This is a genomic window from Curtobacterium salicis (assembly GCF_011759505.1).
Lineage (GTDB): Bacteria > Actinomycetota > Actinomycetes > Actinomycetales > Microbacteriaceae > Curtobacterium > Curtobacterium salicis.
The window spans coordinates 186,905-200,515 of sequence record NZ_JAAOYO010000004.1; the positions used below are offsets into that span (position 1 = coordinate 186,905).

17 protein-coding genes are annotated in these 13,611 nt (G+C 71.1%); 10 read left to right on the forward strand and 7 right to left on the reverse strand.

The features are described from left to right. Nucleotides 1-156: 156 nt before the first annotated feature. Together E9228_RS13145 and upp are read right to left on the reverse strand one after the other, a co-directional pair. Nucleotides 157-951, reverse strand: a complete 795-nt coding sequence (locus E9228_RS13145; protein ID WP_166781008.1) for a winged helix-turn-helix domain-containing protein — start codon at nucleotides 949-951, stop codon at nucleotides 157-159. Nucleotides 952-1,463: 512 nt separating this feature from the next. Then, nucleotides 1,464-2,099: a uracil phosphoribosyltransferase gene (gene upp, locus E9228_RS13150; RefSeq protein WP_166781009.1), complete on the reverse strand. Its 636-nt coding sequence runs from the start codon at nucleotides 2,097-2,099 to the stop codon at nucleotides 1,464-1,466. A gap of 102 nt (nucleotides 2,100-2,201) precedes the next feature. Between upp and E9228_RS13155 the strand changes: the two genes are divergently transcribed. After that, on the forward strand, nucleotides 2,202-2,633 hold the full coding sequence (locus E9228_RS13155; protein ID WP_166781328.1) for a nucleoside deaminase: 432 nt from the start codon (nucleotides 2,202-2,204) through the stop codon (nucleotides 2,631-2,633). 63 nt (nucleotides 2,634-2,696) lie between these two features. Here E9228_RS13155 and E9228_RS13160 read toward each other — a convergent pair whose 3' ends face one another. Further along, nucleotides 2,697-3,653, reverse strand: coding sequence for a cation diffusion facilitator family transporter (locus tag E9228_RS13160; protein WP_166781010.1), 957 nt, complete (start codon nucleotides 3,651-3,653; stop codon nucleotides 2,697-2,699). A gap of 75 nt (nucleotides 3,654-3,728) precedes the next feature. Here E9228_RS13160 and proC point away from each other — a divergent pair, with 75 nt between their 5' ends. Then, on the forward strand, nucleotides 3,729-4,559 hold the full coding sequence (gene proC / locus E9228_RS13165) for a pyrroline-5-carboxylate reductase (RefSeq protein WP_166781011.1): 831 nt from the start codon (nucleotides 3,729-3,731) through the stop codon (nucleotides 4,557-4,559). A gap of 25 nt (nucleotides 4,560-4,584) precedes the next feature. Here the strand turns inward: proC and E9228_RS13170 are convergent, their stop codons facing one another. Together E9228_RS13170 and E9228_RS13175 are read right to left on the reverse strand one after the other, a co-directional pair. Further along, complete coding sequence (locus tag E9228_RS13170) at nucleotides 4,585-5,280, reverse strand: potassium channel family protein (protein WP_208386165.1); 696 nt, start codon at nucleotides 5,278-5,280, stop codon at nucleotides 4,585-4,587. Continuing rightward, nucleotides 5,273-6,709, reverse strand: coding sequence for a TrkH family potassium uptake protein (locus E9228_RS13175; RefSeq protein WP_166781012.1), 1,437 nt, complete (start codon nucleotides 6,707-6,709; stop codon nucleotides 5,273-5,275). The genes E9228_RS13170 and E9228_RS13175 overlap by 8 nt, the downstream gene beginning before the upstream one ends. Nucleotides 6,710-6,781: 72 nt before the next feature. On the opposite strand from E9228_RS13175, the gene E9228_RS17625 reads away from it, so the two are divergent. From E9228_RS17625 to E9228_RS13200, 5 genes are all read left to right on the forward strand, one after another. Beyond that, nucleotides 6,782-7,297, forward strand: a complete 516-nt coding sequence (locus tag E9228_RS17625; RefSeq protein ID WP_166781013.1) for a metalloregulator ArsR/SmtB family transcription factor — start codon at nucleotides 6,782-6,784, stop codon at nucleotides 7,295-7,297. A gap of 88 nt (nucleotides 7,298-7,385) precedes the next feature. Continuing rightward, entirely contained in the window at nucleotides 7,386-7,580 is a 195-nt protein-coding gene (locus tag E9228_RS13185) for a helix-turn-helix domain-containing protein (protein ID WP_055954473.1), read from the forward strand. A 146-nt stretch (nucleotides 7,581-7,726) separates the two neighbouring features. After that, the gene (locus E9228_RS13190) at nucleotides 7,727-7,825 is read left to right on the forward strand and encodes a 30S ribosomal protein bS22 (RefSeq protein WP_003792170.1); all 99 of its coding nucleotides are present in this window, start codon (nucleotides 7,727-7,729) and stop codon (nucleotides 7,823-7,825) included. Between the two features lie 151 nt (nucleotides 7,826-7,976). After that, complete coding sequence (locus tag E9228_RS13195; protein ID WP_166781014.1) at nucleotides 7,977-8,231, forward strand: glutaredoxin family protein; 255 nt, start codon at nucleotides 7,977-7,979, stop codon at nucleotides 8,229-8,231. Further along, the gene (locus E9228_RS13200) at nucleotides 8,228-8,521 is read left to right on the forward strand and encodes a Dabb family protein (protein ID WP_166781015.1); all 294 of its coding nucleotides are present in this window, start codon (nucleotides 8,228-8,230) and stop codon (nucleotides 8,519-8,521) included. The genes E9228_RS13195 and E9228_RS13200 overlap by 4 nt, the downstream gene beginning before the upstream one ends. 169 nt (nucleotides 8,522-8,690) lie before the next feature. Here the strand turns inward: E9228_RS13200 and aspS are convergent, their stop codons facing one another. Both aspS and E9228_RS13210 read right to left on the reverse strand, forming a co-directional pair. Continuing rightward, entirely contained in the window at nucleotides 8,691-10,031 is a 1,341-nt protein-coding gene (aspS, locus tag E9228_RS13205; RefSeq protein ID WP_166781016.1) for an aspartate--tRNA(Asn) ligase, read from the reverse strand. Nucleotides 10,032-10,279: 248 nt separating this feature from the next. Further along, nucleotides 10,280-10,678: a MerR family transcriptional regulator gene (locus tag E9228_RS13210; RefSeq protein ID WP_166781017.1), complete on the reverse strand. Its 399-nt coding sequence runs from the start codon at nucleotides 10,676-10,678 to the stop codon at nucleotides 10,280-10,282. A 77-nt stretch (nucleotides 10,679-10,755) separates the two neighbouring features. On the opposite strand from E9228_RS13210, the gene E9228_RS13215 reads away from it, so the two are divergent. The 3 genes from E9228_RS13215 (at nucleotide 10,756) to E9228_RS13225 (ending at nucleotide 13,610) form a co-directional block, all read left to right on the forward strand. Then, nucleotides 10,756-12,246, forward strand: a complete 1,491-nt coding sequence (locus E9228_RS13215) for a SulP family inorganic anion transporter (protein WP_166781018.1) — start codon at nucleotides 10,756-10,758, stop codon at nucleotides 12,244-12,246. A 78-nt stretch (nucleotides 12,247-12,324) separates the two neighbouring features. Further along, a complete protein-coding gene (locus E9228_RS13220) occupies nucleotides 12,325-12,981 on the forward strand; it encodes a histidine phosphatase family protein (protein ID WP_166781019.1) in 657 nt (218 codons plus the stop codon). Continuing rightward, nucleotides 12,978-13,610: a redoxin family protein gene (locus E9228_RS13225; protein WP_166781020.1), complete on the forward strand. Its 633-nt coding sequence runs from the start codon at nucleotides 12,978-12,980 to the stop codon at nucleotides 13,608-13,610. Before E9228_RS13220 ends, E9228_RS13225 begins: the two co-directional genes overlap by 4 nt. The last annotated feature ends 1 nt before the right edge of the window (nucleotide 13,611 follow it).

Consider the following 13,611-nt stretch of genomic DNA (forward strand, 5'->3'; position numbering starts at 1 on the left):
TCCCTTGCACCAAGAGATTCCTGCAATCACATTCCACAGCCGGTGCCACAGCAAACACCGTCTGCACGACCGACTGTATAACGGTGCGGTAACGCTGGGGAAGGCCGCCTCGCCGTCGAATCCTGCGAGTTGTCCGATCGGCGCGCGAGAACCGGTTCAGGAGAGGTCGGGCGACGGGGTGGACGCGTACCGCACGGAGACGTCGGCGTGCCGGTCGAAGCGGTACCCGACCCCGCGGACGGTGCGGACGATCTCCTCGAAGGCGCCCAGCTTCGACCGGAGTCGGCGGACGTGCACGTCGATGGTGCGCTCGTTCGGGGCCTCGTCCTCGCCGTCGGACCACAGGCCCTCGATGATCGCCGAACGGTCGACCGTGCGACCCTCGCGGAGGACCAGGAACTGCAGGAGCTCGAACTCCTTGAAGGTCAGCGGGGCCGCTTCCCCGTCGAGGACGACGCGCTTGCGGGAGATGTCGATGACGACCCCCGTCTCCTCCGGTTCGGGCTTCTCGGTCTGCTTGCGCGCCGCGACCGCCGAGCGGTCCTGCAGGGCCAGACGGACCACGTCGACGTCCCGCCCGCCGGAGCCCTCCGCGGCGACGGCGACGGCTGCGTACGTCTGGGCGGACGGCACGAGCTGGGCGGTCAGGGCCTTGAGCTGCTCGACGACCGCGGCGAGCGTGGTGCCCGCGGCAGCCGCAGCGGCCTCGTCGAGACCGACGTAGAGGGCGAACCCACGCGCCTCGGTGCCCTCCGGCAGCGCGCGGTTGCGTGGTGCCGCCACGGCCGGGCTGGTCGGGACGGCCGAGTCCGCGGCGGCCGGGCGGACGGGCTGTGCCGGTGCAGCCGACGGGCGACCGCCGCGGATCGGCGTCACGCTGCCGAGGTCGGTCGTCGCCGGCGTGGCGGTCCGGAGGGCGGGGGTGCGGGGCTGGGCGATGGTGAGCGACATGGTGCGGTCTCCGGGTGGTGCAGGGGCCGAGCGGGATGTGGTGCATCGGCCGGTGTCGAATGCGTCGGCCCGGATCGGCGACGGCGTCGGCGGTCACTGGGACAGCGGTCGTCGAGACGCCCTGCGGTCCGTGGGGGACCGGGGCGGATCCGGGGGAGCGGGGTCCGACCTCGCGACGGTGGTGCGCGTCGTCGACGGGATCGTCACCGGGGGATCACGCGCGCGCGACGGGGGTGGTGTCGCGGGGGATCCGGCTGGAACGGGTACCGATCAGGCACACATTCGACAACGCATGACCGCCGTGGTCGGCATCATCATGCCGACGGTCCCCGAGGCCTCGTGGAGGGCGCGAGTGGACACGGTTGCAGTCATGGCACGAGTATCGGCGGTATACCAACGCCGTGTCAACCGTTCGCACGGACGGTGGCGGATGTGGACAGTGGTGCAACGACTGACGGGAGGCTCCCCACCGGTCCGGTGGGGAGCCTCCCGTCAGGAGCGTGGTGCGGCGGCTACTCGGCCAGGCCGTAGAGGCGGTCGCCGGCATCGCCGAGACCCGGCACGATGTAGCCGTTCTCGTCGAGCCGTTCGTCGAGCGCGCCCAGGACGATGGTCACGTCACGGTCACCGACGGCCGTCTCGAGCGCCGCGAGGCCCTCGGGAGCGCCGAGGATGCAGACGCAGGTCACGTCGACGGCGCCACGGGCGAAGAGGAAGTCGATCGCCGCGGCGAGGGTGCCGCCGGTCGCGAGCATCGGGTCGAGCACGAAGCACTGTCGGTTCGACAGGTCGTCGGGCAGACGCTCGGCGTAGGTCTGCGGCTCGAAGGTCACTTCGTTCCGGGCCATGCCCAGGAACCCGACCTCGGCCGTGGGGACCAGCTTGACCATGCCCTCGAGCATGCCGAGTCCGGCACGGAGGATCGGCACGACGAGCGGACGCGGCTTCGCGATCGCGACGCCCATCGTCTGTGCGACCGGCGTGGTGATCGGCGTGGCCGTCACCCGGACGTTGCGCGTGGCCTCGTACGCCAGGAGCGTGACGAGTTCCTCGGTCAGGGCGCGGAACGTGGGGGAGGGAGTGGTCCGGTCGCGGAGCACCGAGAGCTTGTGGGTGATGAGCGGGTGGTCGGCGACGTGGACTCGCATAGGGTCGAGCGTACCGTGCCGCACCCCTCCCGTCGGTCGCGGTCCCAGCGGACGATCGGAGCACCCGTGGACCACCCGGCGCACCGCCCCTTCGTCCCCGCGATGGAGCGCGCCCTGGCCGAGGCCCGCGCCTGCCTGGCGACCGACGACGTGCCGGTCGGTGCCGTCGTCCTCGACGCCTCCGGTGCGGTGGTCGCGGTCGGCCGGAACGAACGTCAGGCCCGCCAGGACCCGACCGCACACGCCGAGGTCCTGGCGCTCCGCGCGGCCGCGGCGGTCACCGGCGACTGGCACCTGGCCGAGCACACCCTGGTCGTCACGCTCGAGCCGTGCCCGATGTGTGCGGGTGCCGCCCTCGCGGCACGGGTGCCCCGGATCGTCTTCGGTGCCTGGGACCCGAAGGCCGGGGCGAGCGGCAGCGTGTACGACATCGCGCGGGACCGGCGCCTGCCGCACCGCGCCGAGGTGGTCGCCGGCGTGCTCGAGGACGAGTGCGCCGCGGTCCTCGACGCGTTCTTCGCCGAGCGGCGCTGACCGCCGAGCGGCGCTGACCGCCGAGCGAGCCGCTGACCGGAGAGCCAGCCTGGGGCGTCTCCCTCAGTCGGCTGCGCGCAGGACGATCGCCTCGGTGCTCGGGTGCGGACCGTCGTGGCGGACGTCGGGCTCGATGTAGATGACCCGGGCGATCGGGACGGCTGCACGGACCCGCTGCTCCACGGTGTCGATGCCCGCCGCGACGTCACCCAGGCGGCGGTCGCCGTCGACGGCGACCTTGACGCCGACCATCAGCTCCTCCGGGCCCAGGTAGAGGGTCTTGAGGTGGATGATCGAGTCGACCTCCGGGCCGTCGAGCACCGCCTGCTTGATGCGGGTGACGTCGCCGGCGCTGGCACCCTCGCCGACCAGGAGGCTCTTCGTCTCGACACCGAGCACGAGGGCCACCGCGATGAGGAGCACCGCGATCAGCACCGTGCCGATCGCGTCGAACACGCCGTCGCCGGTGAGTGCGGTCAGACCGACGCCGAACAGTGCGAAGACCAGGCCGATGAGGGCCGCGGTGTCCTCGAGCATGACGACCGGCAGTTCCGGGGCCTTGGCGCGTCGGACGAACTGGATCCAGGACTGGCCGCCCTTCTGCGGTGCGGCTTCCTTGAGGGCGGTCCGGAGCGAGAAGCCCTCGAGTCCGATCGCGATCACGAGCACCACCATCGGCAGCCACCAGTTCTCGAGCGGGTGCGGGTGGGTGAACTTCTCGATGCCCTCGTAGAGCGAGAACACGCCGCCGACCGAGAACAGCACGATCGAGACGACGAACGCGGAGACGTAGCGCTCACGGCCGTGGCCGAACGGGTGCTCCTCGTCAGCGGCCTTCTTCGCCTGGCGCCCACCGAGCAGGAGGAGCAGCTGGTTCGCGGAGTCCGCGAGGGAGTGCACCCCTTCGGCGAGCATCGACGCGGATCCGCTGATCGCGGCGGCGATGAACTTCACGATCGCGATCCCGATGTTCGCACCGAGTGCGGCGAAGATCGCCTTCGTCCCTCCGGAAGCGCTCATGTGGCAGTCCGACCCCTTCTCTCACCCGACCTGGACCACGATCCTAGGCTGCCACCGGTCGCTAGGTTGGAGGCCATGACCATCGAACTGCCCCGCGTCGCCATGCTCGGCGTCGGCTCCATGTCCGGCGCGGTCCTGCAGGGGCTCCTGGCGTCCGGGGTGGCGTCGGACACCGTCGTGCTGACCACCCGTTCGGAGTCCTCCGCGGCGGCCCACCGCGTTTCCGGGCTCGATGCCTCGGCGACCGAGACGGACGCGGACGCCAACCGGGCCGCCGTCCGCGGCGCCGGACTCGTCGTGCTCGGGGTGAAGCCGTTCGGCATCGTCGACCTGCTCGACGAGGTCGCCGCCGACCTGGCGCCGGGGGCGGTCGTGGTCAGCGTCGCCGTCGGCGTGACCACCGCGACCATGGAGGCGCATGTCCCGGCGGGGGTCCGCGTGGTCCGGGCGTTGCCGAACACCCCGATCGGGGTCGGCCTCGGCGTCACCGGCATCAGCGCGGGTGCCTCGGCGGACGCGGACGCCACGGCGCTGGCCGGGCAGCTGTTCGCGGTCTCGGGCGAGGTCATCGAGGTGCCCGAGTCGCAGCTCGACGCCCTGTCCGCGGTGTCCGGCTCCGGCCCCGCCTACGTCTTCCTGCTCGTCGAGCAGTGGCAGCAGGCCGCCGAGGCCCTCGGGTTCACGCACGAGCAGGCGCGCACCATGGTCCAGGGCACCGTCCGGGGCGCCGTCGAGCTCCTCGCCCGTTCCGGCAGCGAGCCCGCGGACCTGCGGCGCGCGGTGACGAGTCCGAAGGGGACGACCGAGCGTGCCGTCGCCGTGCTGCAGGACGCGGACCTGGCCGGGACGCTCGAGCACGCGGCACGCGCGGCCATCGCCCGTGCCGAGGAGTTGTCCCGGCTCTGAGCCGTGCCGGTCGCTGCGGGAGCGGCTACTCGAGCGCGGCGAACCGCTCGAGGTCGGTCTCGGTGCCGGAGACGATGATGACGTCGTCCTCGCCGATGACGCTGTCCGGGGTCGCCGGGACGAACGCCTGCCCGGGCGGCTTGATGCCGAGGACCGTCAGCCCGAAGCGCGTGCGGATCACCGTCGTCGCCAGGTCCCGCCCGCGCACGGCCCGCGGCGGGAACATCTTGACCACGGCGAAGTCGTCGTCGAACTCGATGAAGTCGAGCATCCGGCCGGACACCAGGTGCGCGGTGCGCTCGCCGGCTTCGCGCTCCGGGTAGACCACGTGGTTCGCGCCGATGCGGTTGAGGATCGTCCCGTGGGACCGGCTGATCGCCTTCGCCCAGATCTGGGGCACGCCGAGGTCGACGAGGTTCGCCGTGATGAGGACGCTCGACTCGAGGTCGGATCCGGTGCCGACGACGGCGATCGCGAAGTCCTGCGCACCGATCTGCTTCAGCGCGTCCATGTCGGTCGCGTCGGCCTGCACCGCGTGCGTGACCCGGTCCGACCACTTCTGCACCAGGGCAGCGTCGGTGTCGACGACCAGGACGTCGCGTCCCTGTCGCTCGAGCTGCCCGGCGGTCGCGGCACCGAAGCGTCCGAGGCCGATGACCAGCACCGGGGCGTCGTGGCTGACGGGACCCTGCTGGTGGTGGGTGCGGTTTCGGTCAGCCAACGATCGGCCTCTCCTCGGGGCGGCGGAACAGCTGCCGGCTCTGACTCGCTGCGAGCGCGGCGGCGATGGTCACTGTACCGACCCGGCCGAGGAACATCGTGGCCGCGAGCACGTACTTGCCGGAGTCCGGCAGGGCCGAGGAGACGCCGGACGACAGGCCGCAGGTGGCGAACGCCGAGATCACCTCGAACAGGACACGGTCGAGCGGTTCGTGGGTGATCTGCAGCAGCACGACCGTGGCGACCGCGACGATGGTCGCGCCCCACAGGACGATCGCCACCGCGACGCGGAGCACGTCACTGGGGATGCGCCGGCCGAACGCCTCCATGCTCTGCCGGCCACGTGCCTCCGCGACGGCCGCCAGGAACAGCACGGCGAGCGTGGTCACCTTGATGCCGCCGGCGGTGGAGGCGGAGCCGCCACCGATGAACATGAGCATGTCCGTGACCAGGAGGCTCGAGCCGTGCAACTCGTCGAAGTCGACGAGCGAGAAGCCGCCGGACCGGGTCATGGTCGACAGGAACAGCGCCTGGAATGCCGTGCGGCCCGCACCTTCCTGCCCGAAGGTGGCCGGGTTCGAGGCCTCGAGCGCGACGTACGTCGCCGCTCCGCCGAGCAGCAGGATGCCGCTCGTCACCAGGGTGAGCTTCACGTGGATGGGCCAGCGCCGCGGGGAGCGCAGCTGCTTCGTCAGCGTGCGGATCACCGGGAAGCCGATCGAGCCGGCCACGACCCCGACCATGAGCAGGCTGAGGAACCAGTAGTCGTGCGCGAACGGGTCGAGGCCGTCGGCGTTCGGAGCGAACCCCGTGTTCGTGAACGCCATCGCCGCGTAGTAGAACGAGTCGCCGACCGCGGACCAGAACGGGATGCCGGTCACCAGGACGCTCGGCAGCAGCAGCAGGCCGAGGACGATCTCGATCGACAGGGTGCTCACTGCGACGGTCAGGAGGAGCGTGCCGACGTCGCCGAGCCGGACCGCCTGCCCTTCCGGGACGGCGCCGTGGTGGGTGCGCAGCGGGTTGGAGTCACCCGCCGCGATGAGCTTGGCGCGGAGGCCCAGCCGACGGGTCACCACGAGCCCGAGGATCGAGGCGAAGGTGAGCACCCCGAGCGCACCGATCTGGGTCCCGATCACGACCAGGACCTTGCCGAAGACGGACCAGTGCGTCGCCATGTCGACCGTCGCCAGTCCGGTGACACAGACGACGCTGGCCGCCGTGAACAGGGCGTCGGAGAAGTGCGTGGTCGAGCCGTCCGCCGTGGCCATCGGCGTCATGAACAGCACGGTGAACAGGAAGATCAGCACGATGAACACGAGGATCGCCAGGCGGGAGGGCGAGGACCGCAGTGCGGTGGTGATGCGGCCGGGGTGCCGCCGGGCCGACGCGGGACCCGGGGCGGGGACCGGCTCGGTGCGGTCGAGCATCGTATGCCTCCGGGGACATGGGCGGGACGGTTCGTCATGGTACATCCGCACCGCGGCGGTTAGCCTCTCCCCATGGCCGACATCTTCAGCGTCGTCGCGGACCCGACGCGGCGTGCACTGCTGGGCGAACTGCTCACCGCGTACGGGGCGGACGCGACCGGCGGTGAGCTCAGCGTCGGACAGCTCGTCCTGCGGCTCGGTGTGAGCCAACCCACCGTGTCGAAGCACCTGCGGGTCCTGCGGGACATCGGACTCGTGACCAGCCGCGAGGAGGGCCAGCACCGCTACTACCGCCTCGACCCGGAGCCCTTGCTCGGCATCGAGGACTGGGTCGTCCCGTTCACGAACGCGGTGGACGCCGACGGCACCCCGGCCACGACCTCGTGGACGCCGGACGGCCAGCCGGTGTCGTTCCGCCGCGGTGCTCCGGGTGGCAGGGCGACCGTCGAGGTCGGGACCGAACTGGGCCGGGTCATGGCCGAGGCGTCGCACCGCGCGACCGTCGCGTTCACCGGCGCACAGCAGGGCTGGGAGCGTGTCGTCGACCGCAGTCGGCGCCGGTTCACCAAGCGTCCCGAGGACGACTGACCGGCTGCTGGACAGCGAGGCTCACGCGCCTCTACAGTGTCCAGAGACCACACAGGTCACAACAAGCAAGCCAGCCCGAAGGCGGATCATGACCGGCAGTTTCGACGACGTGCGCTTCCTCACCGTCGCGGAGGTCGCCGAGATGATGCGGGTCTCCAAGATGACGGTCTACCGCATGGTGCACGCCGGCGAGCTCCCCGCCATCCGGTTCGGTCGGTCCTTCCGGGTCCCCGAGTCGGCGGTCGCGGAGATGCTCCGCGGCGGCGTCGCCGACGTCGGCTGACCCGACGCATCCGCCCCGGGCGTCCATCGTCCGTTCCGGCGCCGTTCGACATCGCGACAGCCCTCCGGTAGACTCGGGCAGGTTGATTTTCCGCGGCTTCATCGGCCCGGTGTCCGTACATCACCATCAGTCCGAGCGAGGTCCACATGGGTTCTGTCATCAAGAAGCGTCGCAAGCGCATGGCGAAGAAGAAGCACCGCAAGCTCCTTCGCAAGACGCGCCACCAGCGTCGCAACAAGAAGTAAGTCGCAAGACTTGCCGCAGAAGCCCCGGTTCGCCGGGGCTTTCGCATTTCCCGGGGCAGGTCCGGGCGACACGGATCCGCCCCGATGCCCGCTGATCCGCGGATGCCGGGGCGCTCGTCGGTCCGAGGGCCCGCCGGGCTACCCTGGAGCAATGCCCGACGTGACACTCCTCACCAAGCCCGGATGCCACCTCTGCGACGACGCGCGACCCGTCGTGGAACGGGTCGTGTCCGCGCACCCCGGCACGACCCTCCAGGAACGCTCGATCCTCGACGACGACGCGCTCCGCGAGGAGTACTCCGAGGACATCCCGGTGGTGCTCGTCGACGGCCGGGTACACAGCAACTGGCACGTTGATGCCGAGCGACTCGCCCGGGCGATCGAACTCGCGGAGGCCCGCGCATGATCCGTCACGTCGTCTCCTGGACCCTCCGCGACGACCTCGACCGCACGGTCGCCGTCGCCCGGGTCCGCGAACTGCTGACCGGTCTCGTCGGCGTCATCGGGTCGATCCGGTCGCTCGAGGTCGTCGAGAACGTGGCGTACCCGGGGAAGAACCAGGACCTGGCGGTCGTGGCGACCTTCGACGACCTCGCCGGGCTCGACGAGTACCAGTTCCACCCCGAGCACCAGGCCGCCGCCGCGGAGATCCGCGCCATGGTCACGAGCCGCGCGGCCATCGACTGGCAGGAGTGACTCCGGCCCGGCCGTCGACTCCGTGACGGTCCGGCGTCGACGGCCCCGACGGGTGGACCGTGGCACTGCACGACGAGAACCGGCTCGAACCACGGATGTCCGTGGTTCGAGCCGGTTCCTGTTGTGCGAGGGCGCTCGGCGCCGGGGGCGGTCCGCGCCGCCGGAGTGCCTAGGGCGTGAGGCGCGTCGGCCCGCGGAAGAGGTACGTGACCTCGCGGATGGACGGTTCGCCGAGCATGAGCATCAGCACTCGCGCGAGGCCCATGCCGAAGCCACCGTGCGGCGGGACGCCGTACCGGAAGAAGTCGAGGTACCAGCCGAGCTCGGCGGGGTCGAGGCCCTTCTCCTCCGCCTGCGCGGTGAGCACGTCGACGCGGTGCTCACGCTGCGCGCCCGTGGAGATCTCGGCGCCGTTGAACAGCAGGTCGTAGCTGTTCGTGAGCGTCGGGTCGTCGGCGTGACGCATGTGGTAGTACGGCCGGATCGAGGCGTCGTAGTCGGTGACGAAGACGAACTCGGAGCCGTGGTGCTCCTTGGCCCAGGCAGACACGCGGCGCTCACCCTCGGGGTCGAGGTCGCCGTCGGCGCGGACGACGTCGTGGCCGCTGTCGGCGACGATCTGGCGCGCCTCGGCCAGGGTCACGCGGGGGAACGGCGTGGACGGGACCTGCAGCTCGAAGCCGAAGACCTCCTGGATCGCGTCACCGTACTTCTCCTTGACCGCCGTGATGCCGGCGACCAGGACCTCTTCGTGCATCGCCATGACGTCCTCGTGCGACTCGATCCACGAGAACTCGGCGTCGACGCTGGTGAACTCGGTGGCGTGGCGCGAGGTGAACGACGGGTCGGCGCGGAAGGCGTCGGCGATCTCGAACACGGCACCGAAGCCCGCGGGCTGCGCCATCTGCTTGAAGTTCTGCGGCGACTGCGCCAGGTACGCGGTCGTCTCGAAGTACTCGAGCTGGAAGAGCTCGGCGCGCGACTCGGACGCCGACGCCATCAGCTTCGGGGTGTGGATCTCGATGTAGTCGCGCTCGACCCAGTAGGTGCGGAACGCGTGCTCCAGCGTGGTCTGGATGCGGAAGATCAGGTTCTGCTTGCGGTTGCGCAGGTCGAGGAAGCGCCAGTCGAGCCGCTTGTCGAGCGAGGAGTCGTCGGCGATCGGCGTCTCCGGGATGGCGGCGCTGACCACGGTGAGGGTGCCGACCTTGACCTCGAGCCCGCCGAGCTTGACGCGCTCGTCGTGCTTCAGGGTGCCGGTGACGTGGATGAAGGACCCGTGCGCCAGGCCCGAGATCGACTCGGTGGTGGCGAGGGCCGCGGCGGAGGTGTCGTCACCCTCGACGGCTTCACGGGTGGCGGGGTTGACCAGCTGGACGGCGCCGCTCTCGTCGCGGAGGACGACGAACTGCACCTTCTTCTGATCGCGGACGGTCTCGACCCATCCGGCCACGGAGACGGGGCCGTCGGGGAGGCTTGCGAGGTCGGCGATGCGGGTGCGTTCGATCACGGTCGTCGAGTCTACCGGCCGGGCGCGCGAGTGGCGTGCCGCGGGATGACTCGGGTCCGACCGCGGCCTCCCTGCACATCGCGATCGCTCGGGCTGTTCCTCCACAGGGACTGCCGGGAGGCGTGACCCGCGCCCGTCCGGTCCCTAGCGTCGTCGTCGTGGCCAGGTCGCGGGACGCGGCGGGGTGGGACTCATGACGGAGGGTCCCAGCAGGTGCTGCGGCCTGGCCACCCGAGTCCCCACACCGGTCAGACCGAGGCGCGCAGCCGTCCCAGGGTCCCGATGAACTCCTCGGCCATGGCGGCCCGCTCCAGCAGCTTGGCGTGCCGGGCCCGGGCGTCATCGAGGAACTCGTCGAGCCGTGCAGCAAGTGCCGGCGCCTCGGAGGGATCCGCCGTCGCCAGCCCGTCGACGACCCGGAGCAGACCGGCCATCTCCTCGAGCGTGAACCCCAGCGGCTTCATCCGTCGGATGACGAGCAGGCGTTCGAGGTCCCCGGCCGTGTAGACCCGGAAGCCGCCGGACGTCCGACCGCTCGGCACGAGGAGCCCGACCTCGTCGTAGTGCCGGATGGACCGGAGCGACATCCCGGTGCGTTCGGCGAGTTCGCCGATGTGCATGGTGGCGGGGACGTCCGGGTCGGTCATGCCCGCCATCGTGGCAGAGGCGGTGGGGAAGGTGCTCCGGTCGCCGCAACCCTCACGCGACGGTAGAGTTGTCGCCGATGTCGATCACCAGCACCGTCCCCGGCCCGACGAGCGTCCTGTCCGCCCTGCGTTCGCCGCGCCTCCTGACCCGGGAGGTCCTGGCCGGCGTGGTCACCGCGCTCGCCCTGATCCCCGAGGCCATCTCGTTCTCGGTGGTCGCGGGCGTCGACCCGGCCGTCGGGCTCTTCTCGAGCGTGGTCTTCGCGATCGTCATCTCCATCGTGGGCGGCCGTCCGGCGATGATCTCCGCCGCGGCGGGGTCCGTCGCCCTCGTCATCGCGCCGCTGGTGCGCGACCACGGCGTCGCCTACCTGGTCCCGACGATCGTGCTCGGCGGCCTGTTCCAGCTCGCGCTCGGGTTCCTCGGCGTCGCCCGGCTGATGCGGTTCATCCCGCGGAGCGTCAACGTCGCCTTCGTCAACGCGCTCGCCATCCTGATCTTCACCGCGCAGCTGCCGAACCTGTTCGGCGACGACGTCCCCGTCGTCGTGTGGCCCCTCACCGCGCTCGGCATCGGGCTCATCGTCGGCGTCCCGTACGTCACGAAGGCGGTCCCGGCGCCGCTCATCGCCGTGGTCGTGATCACCGGCATCACGGTCCTGTTCGGCGTGGCCGTCCCGACCGTCGGCGACGAGGGTGCGCTCCCGACGGCACTGCCCGGGTTCAACGGGGTCACCGTGCCGTTCACGCTCGACACCCTGCGGCTCATCGCGCCGTACGCGTTCGGCGTCGCGATCGTCGGCCTCATCGAGACCCTGCTCACCGCGCAGCTCGTCGACGCCGTCACCGAGACCCGCTCGAGCGCGTGGCGGGAGTCCTGGGGCCAGGGCATCGCGAACATCGCCGCCGCGTTCTTCGGCGGCACCGGCGGCTGCGCCATGATCGGCCAGACCGTCGTCAACGTGAAGACCGCCGGTGCCCGGACGCGGGTGTCGACCTTCACCGCAGGCGCGGCGATCCTGGTCCTCACGATCGTGCTGCACGACGTGGTCGCCGAGATCCCCATGGCCGCACTGACCGCCGTCATGCTCATGGTCTGCGTCGCGACCTTCGACTGGCACAGCGTCCGGCCACGGACGCTCCGGCGGATGCCCCTGGGGGAGACCGCCGTCATGGTCACCACCGTGCTGGTGGTGCTGGCGACGGACAACCTGGCGACCGGGGTGCTGGTCGGTGTCGTCGTCGCCGCGCTCGTCTTCGCCCGCCGCGTCGCCCACGTGGTCGAGGTCGTCCGGGAACCCGTCGACGAGCACACCGTCCGGTACCGGGTCCGGGGCGCCCTGTTCTTCGCGTCGTCGAACGACCTCGTCACCCGGTTCTCCTACGCGGCGGACCCGGCACACGTGGTCATCGACATGGCCGACGCACACGTCTTCGACGCCAGCACGGTGGCCGCACTCGACGGGATCGAACAGCGGTTCGCCCAGCACGGGTCGAGCGTCGAGGTCGTCAACCTCGACACCGGGTCGACCGCCCTGCACGGACGGCTCTCCGGCCACCTCGGATGACGGCCCACTGAACGGTTGTGCAGCCGTGGATCTGCTGTGCGGCCGGTGGGCGAGCAGGACCGACCTACACTGGAACCCATGCCCGCGAACACGATCCACCTCGTGCGCCACGGCGAGGTCCACAACCCCGACCGTGTCCTGTACGGGCGGCTCCCGGGCTTCGGTCTGAGCGAGCTCGGCACCCGGATGGCCGGGGCGTCCGCCGCTGCCTGGAAGGACGCCGGGGTCGACGTCCGGGCGATCGTCGCCTCGCCGCTCCAGCGCACGCAGGAGTCCGCCGCTCCCTGGGCGGCCGCCTACGGGCTCGACGTCCGACTCGACGAACGCCTCATCGAGCCGACGAACCGGTACGAGGGCCAGCCCCCCGGGTTCACCAAGCGCTCCGTCCGTCGCCCGAGCGAGTGGCCGTGGATCGCGAACCCCTGGCGTCCGAGCTGGGGCGAGGCCTACGAGTCGATCGCGAACCGGATGCTCGCCGCCGTCACGACCGCCTGGGAGAGCGTGGACGGCGGGGACGTCGTCCTCGTCAGCCACCAGCTCCCCATCTGGATGGTGCACCGTCGCCTGGCCGGGGAGCCGCTCTGGCACGACCCGCGGAAGCGCCGGTGTGACCTCTCCAGCATCACGAGCCTCCAGCGGGTACCCGACACCGCTTCCGGTCGTTTCACCGAGGTCGGGTACGCGGACCCGGCGGCGGACCTCCGCGCGTCAGCCGTCGACGAAGGAGCAGTGTGACCCGCACGACCCGAACGAACCGCGCCCGTCTCCGGACCACCGGAGCCGCGGCGATCGCCGTCGCCGCAGCACTCGTGCTGGTCGGGTGCAGCTCGGCGGACGGCGGCCTCGCCCAGCAGTACGGCAAGGGCAGCACCCAGAACTACATCTCGGGCACCGGCGCCGTCACCGAGGTCGCGGTCGACAAGCGGACCGCGCCGATCGACTTCACCGCGGAGTCCATGGACGGCGACCAGCTGTCCGCGAAGGCGATGCGCGGCGACGTCGTGGTCATCAACTTCTGGTACGCCGGCTGCCCGCCGTGCCGCGCCGAAGCCGGTCACCTCAACACGGTCCAGGACGAGTTCGCCGACGACGACGTGCGCTTCATCGGCGTCAACGTCCGTGACGAAGCCGGCACCGCGAAGGCGTTCGAGCGGAAGTTCGGCGTCGACTACCCGACCGTGCTCGACGCCCGCTCCGGCACCATGCAGCTCGCGCTCTCCGGCGACATCGCCCCGAACGCCGTGCCGACCACGATCGTCCTCGACAAGAAGGGCCGGGTGGCCGCCCGCGTGCTCGGTGCCGTCGACGGGCCGAGCATCCTGAAGACCCTGGTGGACGACGAGCTCAGCGGCAAGGCGTCCTGAC

Bases quoted from the DNA above. Each gene is read 5' to 3' on its own strand.
- E9228_RS13145 (WP_166781008.1), bottom strand. From the start codon at position 951: ATGTCGCTCACCATCGCCCAGCCCCGCACCCCCGCCCTCCGGACCGCC.
- upp (WP_166781009.1), bottom strand. From the start codon at position 2,099: ATGCGAGTCCACGTCGCCGACCACCCGCTCATCACCCACAAGCTCTCG.
- E9228_RS13155 (WP_166781328.1), top strand. From the start codon at position 2,202: ATGGAGCGCGCCCTGGCCGAGGCCCGCGCCTGCCTGGCGACCGACGAC.
- E9228_RS13160 (WP_166781010.1), bottom strand. From the start codon at position 3,653: ATGAGCGCTTCCGGAGGGACGAAGGCGATCTTCGCCGCACTCGGTGCG.
- proC (WP_166781011.1), top strand. From the start codon at position 3,729: ATGACCATCGAACTGCCCCGCGTCGCCATGCTCGGCGTCGGCTCCATG.
- E9228_RS13175 (WP_166781012.1), bottom strand. From the start codon at position 6,709: ATGCTCGACCGCACCGAGCCGGTCCCCGCCCCGGGTCCCGCGTCGGCC.
- E9228_RS17625 (WP_166781013.1), top strand. From the start codon at position 6,782: ATGGCCGACATCTTCAGCGTCGTCGCGGACCCGACGCGGCGTGCACTG.
- E9228_RS13185 (WP_055954473.1), top strand. From the start codon at position 7,386: ATGACCGGCAGTTTCGACGACGTGCGCTTCCTCACCGTCGCGGAGGTC.
- E9228_RS13190 (WP_003792170.1), top strand. From the start codon at position 7,727: ATGGGTTCTGTCATCAAGAAGCGTCGCAAGCGCATGGCGAAGAAGAAG.
- E9228_RS13195 (WP_166781014.1), top strand. From the start codon at position 7,977: ATGCCCGACGTGACACTCCTCACCAAGCCCGGATGCCACCTCTGCGAC.
- E9228_RS13200 (WP_166781015.1), top strand. From the start codon at position 8,228: ATGATCCGTCACGTCGTCTCCTGGACCCTCCGCGACGACCTCGACCGC.
- E9228_RS13210 (WP_166781017.1), bottom strand. From the start codon at position 10,678: ATGACCGACCCGGACGTCCCCGCCACCATGCACATCGGCGAACTCGCC.
- E9228_RS13215 (WP_166781018.1), top strand. From the start codon at position 10,756: ATGTCGATCACCAGCACCGTCCCCGGCCCGACGAGCGTCCTGTCCGCC.
- E9228_RS13220 (WP_166781019.1), top strand. From the start codon at position 12,325: ATGCCCGCGAACACGATCCACCTCGTGCGCCACGGCGAGGTCCACAAC.